The sequence below is a fragment of the Tessaracoccus yangjingae genome (assembly GCF_054483935.1).
Genome location: NZ_CM137014.1, coordinates 1,352,233 through 1,364,914, shown reverse-complemented (window position 1 = coordinate 1,364,914; position 12,682 = coordinate 1,352,233). Strand labels below are relative to the sequence as shown.

9 protein-coding genes are annotated in these 12,682 nt (G+C 70.7%); 3 read left to right on the top strand and 6 right to left on the bottom strand.

Annotated features, from left to right (window positions below; genetic code table 11):
* The first annotated feature begins 74 nt into the window (after positions 1–74).
* Positions 75–902, top strand: a complete 828-nt coding sequence (locus tag ACX1D3_RS05780) for an aldo/keto reductase (RefSeq protein ID WP_458996034.1) — start codon at positions 75–77, stop codon at positions 900–902.
* Positions 903–1,029: 127 nt separating this feature from the next.
* On the opposite strand, the gene ACX1D3_RS05775 is transcribed toward ACX1D3_RS05780, so the two are convergent.
* On the bottom strand, positions 1,030–1,686 hold the full coding sequence (locus tag ACX1D3_RS05775; RefSeq protein WP_458996033.1) for a TetR/AcrR family transcriptional regulator: 657 nt from the start codon (positions 1,684–1,686) through the stop codon (positions 1,030–1,032).
* Between the two features lie 131 nt (positions 1,687–1,817).
* On the opposite strand from ACX1D3_RS05775, the gene ACX1D3_RS05770 reads away from it, so the two are divergent.
* Positions 1,818–4,091, top strand: coding sequence for a glycoside hydrolase family 3 N-terminal domain-containing protein (locus ACX1D3_RS05770; protein WP_458996032.1), 2,274 nt, complete (start codon positions 1,818–1,820; stop codon positions 4,089–4,091).
* Positions 4,092–4,698: 607 nt separating this feature from the next.
* Here ACX1D3_RS05770 and ACX1D3_RS05765 read toward each other — a convergent pair.
* From ACX1D3_RS05765 to ACX1D3_RS05745, 5 genes are read right to left on the bottom strand one after another with little or no spacing between them, the layout of a single operon-like run.
* Complete coding sequence (locus ACX1D3_RS05765; RefSeq protein WP_458996031.1) at positions 4,699–5,742, bottom strand: hemolysin family protein; 1,044 nt, start codon at positions 5,740–5,742, stop codon at positions 4,699–4,701.
* On the bottom strand, positions 5,735–7,108 hold the full coding sequence (locus ACX1D3_RS05760; protein WP_458996030.1) for a hemolysin family protein: 1,374 nt from the start codon (positions 7,106–7,108) through the stop codon (positions 5,735–5,737). Before ACX1D3_RS05760 ends, ACX1D3_RS05765 begins: the two co-directional genes overlap by 8 nt.
* Positions 7,109–7,168: 60 nt before the next feature.
* Positions 7,169–8,425: an MFS transporter gene (locus ACX1D3_RS05755; protein ID WP_458996029.1), complete on the bottom strand. Its 1,257-nt coding sequence runs from the start codon at positions 8,423–8,425 to the stop codon at positions 7,169–7,171.
* 14 nt (positions 8,426–8,439) lie between these two features.
* Positions 8,440–8,859, bottom strand: coding sequence for an ArsR/SmtB family transcription factor (locus tag ACX1D3_RS05750; RefSeq protein WP_458996028.1), 420 nt, complete (start codon positions 8,857–8,859; stop codon positions 8,440–8,442).
* Between the two features lie 31 nt (positions 8,860–8,890).
* The gene (locus ACX1D3_RS05745) at positions 8,891–10,375 is read right to left on the bottom strand and encodes a multicopper oxidase family protein (RefSeq protein ID WP_458996027.1); all 1,485 of its coding nucleotides are present in this window, start codon (positions 10,373–10,375) and stop codon (positions 8,891–8,893) included.
* Between the two features lie 110 nt (positions 10,376–10,485).
* Between ACX1D3_RS05745 and ACX1D3_RS05740 the strand changes: the two genes are divergently transcribed.
* The gene (locus tag ACX1D3_RS05740; protein ID WP_458996026.1) at positions 10,486–12,564 is read left to right on the top strand and encodes a copper-translocating P-type ATPase; all 2,079 of its coding nucleotides are present in this window, start codon (positions 10,486–10,488) and stop codon (positions 12,562–12,564) included.
* Positions 12,565–12,682: the final 118 nt, after the last annotated feature.

Here is a 12,682-nt window from a genome sequence, read left to right as displayed (position 1 = left end):
GGCAATTATCTGCCGCCTGGGGCATCGACGCCGGCGACGGGTGACTTTCGCCGGAGGTCAGCAAGAATGGGGCCATGACAACGCTCGCCCCCACGATCCCCCTGACCGGCGGAACCACCATCCCCGCGATCGGCGCCGGCACCTGGCCCCTGGACAACGACGAGGTCCGCGCCATGTGCCTGGCGGCCTTCGAGATCGGATACCGGCTCGTCGACACCGCGGAGAACTACCGCAACGAGGCCGGCGTCGGACGGGCGGTGCGGGAGTCGGGGCTGGCACGGGAGGACGTGTTCGTCACCACGAAGTTCAACAAGAAGTGGCACGGCGACGCCGTCGCAGGAGTGGAGGGCAACCTCGGCCGGCTCGGCCTCGAGTACGCCGATCTGGTCCTCATCCACTGGCCCAACCCGGACCAGGACCTCTACATCCGCGCCTGGGAGGGGCTGATCGAGGCCCGCGAGCGCGGTCTGACAAGGGCGATCGGCACCTCGAACTTCAAGCCGGAGCACCTGCAGCGGCTGATCGACGCGACGGGGGTCGCTCCGGAGGTCAACCAGATCCAGTGCAACCCGTTCACCGAGCGCACGGCCGAGCGGGCGTTTCACGACAGGCACGGGATCGTGACGGAGTCGTGGGCCCCGCTGGCAGCGGGAACCGGGCTGATCGGGCATCCGGCGGTCTGGGAGGTCGCGGACGCGCACGACGCGACGCCCGCCCAGGCGGTCCTCGCGTGGCACATCCAGCAGGGGCTGCTGCCGATCCCCAAGTCGTCGAACAGGGAGCGGCTGGCCGAGAACTTCGCGGCGCTCGATCTGCGCCTGACCGACGACGAGGTCCAGACCCTGACCGCATTGAGGAGCTCGGACTACCACCTCATGGACTCCGACCACTTCGGCCACTGATCGGCCACCGCGCACAGACACCCTTGTCAGCTCGCGTTGGTTTCGACTCGGGCGCGCGTCGCTGCGCTCCTTAAGGCCAGGCTCAACCGGCGGAGGGGCGGCACCGCGGCCAGCGCTGACGGGAGCGTCAGATGCGGGTGAGGAGGTCCTGGACCGCCGCCCTGGCCTCCATCGCGTTCTGGCCGCTGATCTCGCGGAACGCCTCGGTGATCTCCTCGGTGAGGTCGAAGTCGCGACGGATCAGCCAGCTCTGCTGCAGCCCGTCCCACACTGCGACGAACTGGCGCGCCATCCGCACGGGGTCCCGGTCCGGATGCGCCAGGCCCGCCTCCTGCCTGGACTTCATGAGGTCCACCATCTCCGCCATCACCCGCTCGTAGTGGCGCTCGAAGAACGCATGGGCGGGGTGAGCCGGATCCTGCGCGGCCGACGCGAGCGCCACCTGCAGCTGGAGGCGCTTGTCCTCGCCGGGTGACCTGTGGGCGAGGTTGTCGATGATGTCGCGGAACTCCTCCGGAGGGGCCAGCGGGACCTCTCCCTCACGCACCTCGCCCGCGTGGATGAATCCCTCGAAGTACTCGATGGCCGCCACCAGCAGGTGGTCACGCGTCGGGAAGTGGTAGAGCATGGTGCGCTCGAGCATCCCCGCCCTGGCCGCGACCGCCGCCGTCGTCAGCTGCGGGTGCCCCACCTCCATCACCACCTCGTAGGCGGCCTTGGCGATGGCGGCGCGCTTCTCCGCGGACTTCGCGTACGGTCCGCGCTTGGATTGGGTCGACGCCATCGCCACCTCCTCAAATCTTTCCCTACCCCAAACCTTGAGCCGTTCACCCCACTCATGTCAAGCCTTGACCAAACTTGAACTATGCTGTTCACTACGAATTAAGAACGTCGACGTCGACCCGGAGGATCCCCATGACCACCAGCCCCGCCTACCGCGACCCTGCCCTCCCCGTCGAGGAACGCGTCGAGGACCTCCTCGGCCGCCTGACCCTCGAGGAGAAGGCCGGGCAGCTGACGCAGTACTTCTACTTCGGCACGCTCGAGGCCGCGGAGCCCACGGACGAGGACACGTCGTCGCTCCCGATGGAGCAGCGCCAGTTCGTCGACTTCCCCAAGCTGGTGGACAAGGAGATCGACGCCGGGCGCGTGGGCTCGCTGCTGTTCGTCCGCAACGCGGCGCTGGCCAACCACCTGCAGCGCAAGGCCATCGCCGGCAACCGCCACGGCATCCCGGTGCTCTTCGGCTTCGACGTCATCCACGGGCTGCGGACCACCTTCCCGGTGCCGATCGCGGTCGCGGCCAGCTGGGACCCCGAGGTGGCCGAGAAGGGCCAGCGGGTCGCGGCCCGCGAGGCCCGCGCCGCCGGCATCCACTGGACGTTCGCGCCCATGGTGGACATCGCCCGCGATCCCCGCTGGGGCCGCATCATCGAGGGCGCCGGTGAGGACCCCTGCCTCGGCGGGGCCATCGCGGCCGCGCAGGTGCGCGGGTTCCAGGGCGACGGCGGCGCCGAGTCCGTCATCGCCGGACCGAAGCACTTCGCCGGGTACGGCGCGGCCCGCGGCGGGCGCGACTACGAGGATTCCGACATCTCCGATGCGGAGCTGCACAACATCTACTTCCCGCCGTTCAAGGCGGCCATCGACGCCGGCGCCAGGAACATCATGAGCGCCTACATGGACCTCAACGGCGTGCCGGCCAGCGGCAACCGCTGGCTGCTCACCGACATGCTGCGCGACGAGCTGGGCTTCGATGGCTTCGTCGTCTCCGACGCCAACGCCGTGCGCTCGCTCGAGACCCAGCACTTCGCCAAGGACCTCACCGACGCCGGCGCCCGCGCCGTCTACGCCGGGCTCGACATGGAGATGGCCATGTTCGACGCCGCCTACACCCGCCTGCCTCAGGCCGTGGCCGACGGGCTGGTCGACGAGGCCACCATCGACCTGGCCGTCCGCCGTGTCCTCACCGCCAAGTTCGCGGCCGGCCTGTTCGAGCAGCCCTTCGTCGACGAGACCACCAGTGCCGCCATCCTCGGCGACCCCACCCACCGCGACGCCGCCCAGGCGGCCGCCGAGCGCACCGCCGTCCTGCTCAAGAACGACGGCGCCCTCCCGCTGGCCGCCCCCACCTCCATCGCGGTCCTCGGCGACCTCGCCGACTCCCAGCGCGACATCCTCGGCCCCTGGATCTTCGACTTCGACGCATCGGAGTCGGTGACCATCCTCGACGGCATCCGCCGCCGCGCCGGCGACGCCACCCGCGTCGAGTACGCGCCGGCCACCGCCGTCGCCACCCGGGTGTTCCCGTCGATGTTCGACGCCCACGAGGCGGGCGAGCTGCCGAGCACGCCCGAGGGCTTCGACGAGGACGCCGAGCTGGAGCGCGCCGTCGCCCTGGCCGCGGAGTCCGAGGTCGCCGTCGTGGTGGTGGGCCAGCCGCAGAACATGATCGGCGAGAAGGCCTCGGTCTCCACGCTCGACCTCCCCGGCCGCCAGCTCGAGCTGCTCCAGCGCGTCCACGCCACCGGCACGCCGATGGTGGTGCTCGTGATGTCGGGCCGCCCGCTGGACCTCCGCTGGGCCGACGCGAACGCCGATGCCATCGTCGAGATCTGGTACCCCGGCGTGCGCGGCGGCGACGCGGTGGCCCGCGTCCTGTTCGGCGACGTCTCCCCCGCCGGCCGCCTGCCGTTCACCTGGCCGCGACACGTGGGCCAGGTGCCCATGGTGCACTCGCACTACCGCACCTTCCAGCCAGAGGAGGCGGACAAGCGCTACTGGGACGAGGAAAGCACCCCGCTCTACCCGTTCGGCCACGGCCTCACCTACGCGACGGTGGAGTACTCGGGCCTGAGGGCGCCGTCGAGTGTCGCCGTGGGTGAGACTGCCACCGTCGCAGTGACGCTCACCAACACCTCCGAGGTGGACTCCGACGAGGTGGCTCAGCTCTACATCCACCAGCGCTACGGCACCTCCACCCGCCCGGTGCGCGAGCTCAAGGGCTTCAAGCGGGTACCCGTGCCCGCCGGGGCTTCGGTGGACGTCGAGTTCGAACTCGGGCCGGACCAGCTCCGCTACTGGAGCACCGTCACCCGCAGCTGGGTGCAGGACGCGACGGTGATCGACCTGTTCGTAGGAGGAACCTCCGCGTGCGAGCTGACCGCGTCGATCGAGGTCACCGCCTGACCAGCGACGAGCCTCGAGGCCTCAGAAACGTTCCTTGTCAGCCTACGTTTCCTAGGCTTCGAGGCCGCTTCGCGGCACCTCAGCCAGCGGGATGGCGTCACCTCAGCCAACCGAAGAGCCACGCGCGCAGCGACAATCCCTTCCCCGCTGGCTGAGGTGCGAGGAGCGCAGCGACGAGCCTCGAAGCCTCAGAAACGTGCCTTGCCAGCTCACGTTTCCTAAGCTTCGAGGCCGCTACGCGGCACCTCAGCCAGCGGAATGGCGTCACCTCAGCCAGCCGCAGGGCCAAGCAGCGCAGCAACGCTCCCTTCCCCGCTGGCTGAGGTGCGAGGAGCGCAGCGACGATCCCTTCCCCGCTGGCTGAGGTGCGAGGAGCGCCAGCGACGAGCCTCGAAGCCTAAGAAACGTTCCTTGTCAGCTCACGTTTCCTAGGCTTCGAGGCCGCTACGCGGCACCTCAGCCAGCGGGATGGCGTCACCTCAGCCAGCGGGATCGGGACCCCGGGTCGGCGGGATCGGGCACCCGGGTCGGCGGGATCGGGACCCCCGGTCGGAGGGATCGGGACCGGCGGGATGTGGCACCCCGGGTCGGCGGGAAGGGCGCCAGCCTAGCCCCGCGACACCGTCGCGGCGTCCTTGACCTCACCGATCAGGCGCTCGACGACGTCCTCGAGCATGGCCGCACCGACGGTGTCGTCGCCGTCGATCACCAGCGCGAAGTGGGTGCCGCCCGCCTGCATCGCCGCGAGCGTGGCCTCCAGGGTGGCGTCCTTGGCGATGGTGGCCAGCGGGCGGACGACCCGCTCGTCCAGAGCGCTGTCCATCTCGTCGTCCGTCAGCCCGAGGAAGTCCTTGAGGTGGACGTACCCGTCGATCTGCCCGTCCTCCTCCGCGACGGGGAACCTCGAGTAACCGGTGCGGACGAACGCCGCCTCCACATCCGCCGGGGTGGAGCCGCGGCGCACCGTAGCCAGCTGCTCGAGGGGCACCATGACCGCCTCCACCGTCTCGGTGCCGATGCTCACCGAGCCGCTGAGCAGCTGGTGCTCGCGGTCCTCCAGCAGCCCCTCCTCGCGGGACTCGGCGATGAAGGCAGCCACCTCGTCGGCCGTGAACGCCGAAGCCACCTCCTCCTTCGGCTCCACCTTGAGCAGCCTCAGGACCGCGTTGGCGATCCAGTTGAGCAGCCAGATCACCGGCCGGAGCACGAACACGATGCCGTACAGGACGGGGCCCAGGATCATCGCGGAGCGTTCGGGACCGGAGATGGCGATGTTCTTCGGCACCATCTCGCCCAGCACCATGTGCAGGAACACGACCACGGCCAAGGCGATGATGAACGCCACGGTGTGCAGGGCGGCACCCGTGATGCCGACTGCCGCCAACGGGATCTCGAGGGCATGGGCGACGGCCGGCTCGCCGATCGCGCCCAGGCCCAGCGAGCAGATGGTGATGCCCAGCTGCGCGCCGGCCATCATGAGCGACACCCGTTCCATGGCCCGCAGCGTGATCCGGGCGGAACGGGAGCCGGCGGCCGCGCGCGGCTCGATCTGGGTGCGGCGGGCCGCGATGAGCGCGAACTCGGCACCGACGAAGAAGGCGTTGCCGATCAGCAGCGCTACGGCGATGAGGATGGCGGTGGTATCAAGCATTCTTCTCACCCTCCTCGACGTCGGCGAGGTCCTCGATGGTCAGCACCAGCCTGTCCACGCGCCAGCCGTCGAGCCGCGTGACGTGCAGGCGTGCGACGGCCGGGGACGGGAGGCCGTCGTCGTCGGGTCTGGACTCGTCGCGGACGGCGAGCAGCACCTCGTCGCCCACCCGCGGGAAGCGGCCGAGCTGCTCGGTGATGAGGCCTCCGAGGGTGTCCGACTCGCGCCCCTCGGGCAGTTCGATGTGCAGGGTCTCGCCGGCCTCGTCGGGGCGAAGCAGCCCTGACAAGGACCATCGCCGCTCCCCCAGCTGGCGGTGGGCGCGCGTGGGGTTGTCCTGCTCGTCGTCGATCTCGCCGACGATCTCCTCCACCACGTCCTCCAGCGTCACGATGCCGTCCGTGCCGCCGTACTCGTCGACCACCACGGCCATCTGCACGCCCTGGCGCAGCGCCTCGAGGACGGAGCCGAGCGGCATCGTCGAGGGGACGGCCCGGATGGGGCGGATGAGGCCCTCGACGCTCGTGCCGGAACGCTCGCCGGCCGGCACCGCGAGCGCGTCCTTGAAGTGGACGACGCCGCGGACGTCGTCGACGCTGTCACCAAGGACGGGAAAGCGGGCGTGGCCGGTGGCGCGGACGGCGTCGAGGACGTCGGCGGCGCTCTGGTCGAGCTCGAGGAACCGGACCCGGGGGCGCGGGGTCATCGCGTCTGACGCGGTGCGCTCACCGAGCGCGACGGAGTGCTCGAGCCTGCGGGCGAGGCCCTCGCCGAGGAGGCCCTGCTGCGCCGAGCGGGCCGCGAGCGAGCCCAGCTCCTGCGCGGAGCGCGCTGAGGCGAGCTCCTCCCGGGGCTCCATGCCCAGCGCGCGCACGATCGCGTTCGCGCTGCCGTTCAGGAACCACAGCAGCGGGCGGCTCACCCAGGTGAACCCGCGCTGGAACCCCACCACCGCGCGGCCCACCTTCAGCGGCTCGGCGATGGCCCAGTTCTTCGGCACCAGCTCCCCGAACACCATCTGGACCATGGTGGCGACGACGAACGCCGCGGCGAACGCCACCACTGACGCAGTCTCCTCCGGCAGGCCGACGGCGCGGATGGGTACCTCCAGCAGCGCGGCGATAGACGGCTCGGCGATGAAGCCCACAACCAGGCTGGTCACGGTGATGCCCAGCTGGGCGCCCGAGAGCTGGGTGGACATCGTGCGCAGCGCCTCGCGCAGCGACCTGGCCTTCGGATCGGTCTCGGCGAGCCGCGCGACGGTGGGCCGGTCCACCGTGACCAGCGAGAACTCGGCGGCCACGAACATGGCGTTCGCGGCGATCAGTGCCACCACTGCCAGCAGCAGCAACCATTCGACGATCATCGTCCCCTCACCCCCGTCGCGGGGATCGAGGCATGCAGGGCGGCCCCGGAGGGCCTGGGACTATGACAATCGCTCACGCGTCGATGATAGACGCGCCCCGCGGGAGCGCAGGCGTGATGCGCCGACCTCCGCCCATGCGCGACGCGCCCACAGCAGCCCCACCATCACGATGACAAGGAGCAACACCGCGACACCGGGCATTCCGATCTCTGCGCCGAGAACGCCGGCCAGCGGATAGGTGAACAGGAAGCAGGCGTGCGACAGCGAGAACTGGGCGGCGAACACCGAGGGGGCGGTCTCGGGCGTGGAGTTCCTGCGGAGCAGACGGGCCGACGGCGTCAGCACCGCCGAGGTGGCGGCGCCGATCACGCACCAGATCCCGAGGAGGAGCGGCCACACGAGGTCCCCGTTCACGGCCAGGACGAGGGCCGCCGCCGCCAGCCCCACGGGCAGCATCGACGCCCCCGCCAGCATCACCCGGCGGTCGGGCAGCCGGTCCAGCAGGCCAGGCAGCGCCAGCGCGACCAGCATCGACCCGGCTCCGTAGGCAGCGAGCAGTAGGGCCATGTCGCTCTGGCCGCCCCCGAGCTGCCCGCGCACGATCACGACGGTGTTGACGATGACCATCGCCGTCGAGGCGGCCACCACCAGGTTGAGGCCCAGGAGTCCGCGCAGCTCGGGCGCGTCCCAGAACCACCGCGTCCCGCGGGTGAGCCGGTCCAGGAAGGGCGAGGACGGCGGCGCCGCTACGCGGGGAAGCCCGGTCACGGCGACCAGGATTGCCGAGCCCGCAAACCCGAGGACCGTGCCCAGGAACAGATCCTGGTAGCCCACCACCGTGAGCAGGACCGCCGCGAGCATCGGGCTGACGAGTGCCTCCATATCGTAGGCAAGCCGCGACAGCGACAGCGCGCGGGTGTACTGCCGCTCGTCCGGAAGCACCGAGGGGATGAGCGCCTGGAACGCCGGCGTGAAGGTGGCCGACGCGGCCTGGAGGACGAAGATCAGCACGTAGATCTGCCACGCCTGGCTCACGAACGGCAGGCACAGCGCGACGGCGGCCCGGGCGAGATCGGCCGAGATCAGCAACGGCTTCCGTGGCACGCGCGCCACGAGCGCGGACACCACGGGCGCGACGCCCACGTAGGCCACCATCTTGATCGTCATCGCGAGGCCCAGGACTGCGCCGGCGCCCTCGGGGGCGACCTCGAAGGCCAGCAGCCCCAGCGCGACAGTGAGCAACCCTGTCCCCAGGAGTGCGATCACCTGGGCGGAGAAGAGGTTCCGGTACGTGCGGTTGCCCAGAACGGTCAGCATGGTGTCCCCCTCGCTCAGGCGTCGCCGGACCTGCGGCGCGGGCTCTGCTCCGGGGACCCGAAGCGCGGCGCGGCGTCGTCGCCGACGGTGTGGTGCAGCGGGGTCTGCCCGGCGGCCGCGACGGAGTGCTCAGCCTGCCTGACGGCCTCGAGGATGACCCCGAGCGCGTGCTCGTCGGCCAGCTTGTACAGGACCTTGGTGCCGTCCTGGCGGGTGGTGACCATGCGCGCCATCCGCAGCCGGGCCAGGTGCTGCGACACCCCGGAGGGGTTCTTGCCCACCACGTCGGCCAGCTCCCCGACGGAAAGCTCGTCGGCGGCGTGGAGCGCGAGGATGAGCCGGATGCGCGTGGGCTCCGCGAGGAGCGCGAGCACCTCCGCCGCTAGGTCGACGAACTCGGAGGACACGTCTAGGGTCTCGTTATCCGCGTGCATACGCAGATACTAATCGATTCGAGGTGGGCGCTCAGACGTAGCGCATGGTGGTCATCATCCCCACCTCCGCGTGGTAGATGTTGTGGCAGTGCAGCATCCACTCGCCGGGATTGTCGGTGATCAGGTCCGCCTCGATGCTCTGCATCGGCGCGATCAGGACGGTGTCCTTGCGCAGCCCACCGCTGGCCGGCAGTCCCCAGGTGTGGCCGTGGATGTGCATGGGGTGGGCCATCATCGTCATGTTGGTCATCCGCATGCGGATGCGCCGATCCGGGCCGACCTCGAAGGGCTCGTGGTCGCCGAACTTCCGCCCGTTGATCCCCCAGCCGAACGGGTCCATCTGGCCGTTCAACTCGACGTCGAGGGTGGTGTCGACGTCTCGGTCCGGCAGCCGCGACGCCGCGGCTGCCCGCAGCTCGGTGCCCAGCAGAGCGCCACCCTCGAGCTCGCGCACGGGGGTATTCGGGGTGGGCGCCTCCCCGGACGCCGTCCGGACCACCGCCAGCGCCAGCCCCTGCTTGCCCTCCGGGCGTGCCACCAGCGGGAACACCCCGGCCCCCAGGGTGACCGTCACGTCGTACCGCTCCCCCATCGCCAGGTACAGAGCACGCGTCTCCTGAGGCTCCACCGCGTACCCGTCTGAATGGGTCACGGTGAGCGTGTGCTCCCCCAGCGCCAGCCGGAAGATGGTGTCCGAGGCGGCATTGATGAGGCGCAGCCGGATCCGCTGCCCCGGCCGACCGTCGAGCGTGGCGGGGGACTCGGGCACGCGAGAGTTGATCAGGTAGTGCGGGTACTCGATGTCGCCCGCGTCACCCAGCGGGGATCCGGCGCCGGGCATCCCGCCCATGTCGTGCCCGCCGTGCCCCATCCCCCCGGACACCGCGCCGTTCTGGGCCCTGAACTCCTCGACGATGTCGTCGGGGCTTCGGCCGACGCCGTCGGTCCAGTCGTCGAGGACCACGACCCACTCGTCGTCGTAGTCACCCGGCTCGGCCGGGTCGTCGACGATGAACGGCGCGTAGAGGGCCCGGTCCAGCTGCACCCCGGAGTGCGGATGGAAGAAGTACGTCCCGGGGTCGGGCGCGACGAACTCGTACGCGAAGCCGGTCCCCGGCTCGATCGGGTGCTGGGTGACTCCGGGCACGCCGTCGGCTGCGTGGTGGAGGCGGATGCCGTGCCAGTGGACGCTGGTGGACGCGGGCAGTTCGTTGTCGACGGTGACCCGGAACAGGTCCCCGGCGGTGCCGCGCAGCAGGGTGGCCCCCGCGTCGTCGTACCCCCAAGTCCGGGCGGTGACACCGCCCAGATCGAGCGTGACCGGCCTGGGGCGCAGCGTTGCCTCCACGGTGGTGCGACCGGGCGCGGCCGTCAGCGCAGGCGTCGGGTAGACCGCCGGTGTGCCGCCGTGGGCCGATGGCGATCCGGGCAGCGGCGCGCCGCACGAGGACAGGAGTCCCGCACCGGCGACGCCGACGCCGCCGAGCAGGACATGCCGTCGGGTGAGGTGCCTCATACATCGAGCGTGCACCCTCGGAGGGCCCAAACCCAAGCCGGGACGGTGAAGATCCGGTCAAGATCAGCGCGACCCTTGATTGATACCCCCTGGGGGTATATAACGGAGACATGGAGCATTCCGGGCACCACGATCATCACGTTTCGGCCCCTCCCTCGGCCACCCCGGACGGGAGGCAGGTCCACACGCAGGGCCAGCACGCCGGGCATTCGACGGCGATGTTCAGGAACCGGTTCTGGGTGTCGCTGATGCTGACCGTCCCCGTGGTGGCCTTCAGCCCGATGGTCGCGCACCTGCTCGGGTACCACCTGCCGGTGTTCCCCGGGTCGACGTGGATCCCACCGGTCCTCGGCACGGCGATCTTCGCCTACGGCGGGGTCCCATTCCTCAGGGGTGGATGGCACGAGCTGAGAACGCAGCGGCCCGGGATGATGCTCCTGATCTCGCTGGCCATCAGCGTCGCATTCCTTGCCTCCTGGGTCACCACCCTCGGCCTGGGCGGCTTCGAACTCGACTTCTGGTGGGAGCTGGCGCTGCTGGTGACCATCATGCTGCTGGGCCACTGGCTGGAGATGCGGGCGCTCGGCGCGGCGTCGTCCGCGCTGGAGGCGCTGGCCGAGCTGCTGCCCAGCGAGGCGGAGCGGGTGACCCACGACGGGACGGTCGTCGTCCCGATCGGGGACCTGGCGGTCGACGACGTGGTGCTGGTCCGGGCCGGCGCCCGGGTGCCCGCCGACGGCACCATCGTCGTCGGGGCGGCCGAGTTCGACGAGTCGATGATCACCGGGGAGTCACAGCCGGTGGCGCGCGGCGAGGGCGAGCTCGTCGTCGCCGGCACCGTCGCGACCGACAACACCGTTCGCGTGCGCGTCCAGGCCACCGGCGACGACACCGCCCTCGCGGGCATCCAGAGGATGGTGGCCGATGCGCAGGCGTCGTCGTCCAGGGCGCAGGCATTGGCGGACCGCGCCGCGGCCCTGCTCTTCTGGTTCGCCCTCGGCGCCGGCATCCTCACGGCGATCGCCTGGACGCTGCTGGGCAGCCCGGACGAGGCGGTGGTGCGGACGGTCACCGTTCTCGTGATCGCCTGCCCCCACGCGCTCGGCCTGGCAATTCCGCTTGTCATCGCCATCTCCACCGAGCGTGCGGCCAGGAGCGGCGTCCTCATCAAGGACCGGATGGCGCTGGAGCGGATGCGCACGATCGACGTCGTGCTCTTCGACAAGACCGGCACGCTGACCGAGGGCGCCCACGCGGTGACGGGTGTCGCGGCAGCGCCTGGTACCTCCGAGGGGGAGCTGTTGGCGTTCGCCGCAGCTGCCGAGGCGGACAGCGAGCACCCCGTCGCGCGGGCGATCGTCGTCGCGGCGGCGGAGCATCCGGAGGCGGCCGGCGCGCGGCGGCGCGCGACAGAGTTCTCCGCCTCGACCGGCCGCGGCGTCAGGGCGATGGTCGACGGCGCAGTGATCCGGGTCGGGGGCCCGGCACTGCTGCGCGAACTGTCGCTGGAGGCGCCGGCGGCCGTCGCCGAGCAGACGCGATCGTGGTCGCGGCGGGGGGCCGGTGTCCTGCATGTCATCCGCGACGGCGAGATCATCGGCGCGGTCGCCGTCGAGGATCGGGTCCGGCCGGAGTCGCGCGCAGCGGTCAAGGCTCTGCAGGATCGCGGCGTGCGGGTGGCCATGGTCACCGGCGACGCGCGCCAGGTGGCCGAGGCCGTCGGCGCGGAGCTGGGCATCGATGAGGTGTTCGCCGAGGTGCTGCCTCAGGACAAGGACACGAAGGTGACCGGGCTGCAGGGTCGCAGGCTGACCGTGGCCATGGTGGGCGACGGCGTCAACGACGCGCCCGCCCTGGCGCGCGCCGAGGTGGGCATCGCGATCGGGGCGGGGACGGATGTCGCGATGGAGTCCGCTGGGGTGGTGCTGGCCGGCAACGATCCGAGGGCTGTGCTGTCGATGATCGACCTCTCGCGGGCGAGCTACCGCAAGATGCTCCAGAACCTGGTGTGGGCGGCGGGGTACAACGTGGTCGCGGTGCCACTGGCCGCGGGGGTGCTGGCGCCCGTCGGGGTCGTCCTGTCGCCTGCAGTTGGGGCCCTGCTGATGTCGCTGTCGACCATCATCGTCGCGTTGAACGCGCAGCTGCTGCGTCGAGTCGATCTCGACCCCGCCCGTCTCGCTGGCTGAGGTGGCGCTCCCCCTGGCTGAGGTGCCGCGAAGCGGCCTCGAAGCCTCCGAAACGTAGGCTGACAAGGAACGTTTCTCAGGCTTCGAGGCTCGTCGCTTCGCTCCTCACACCTCAGCC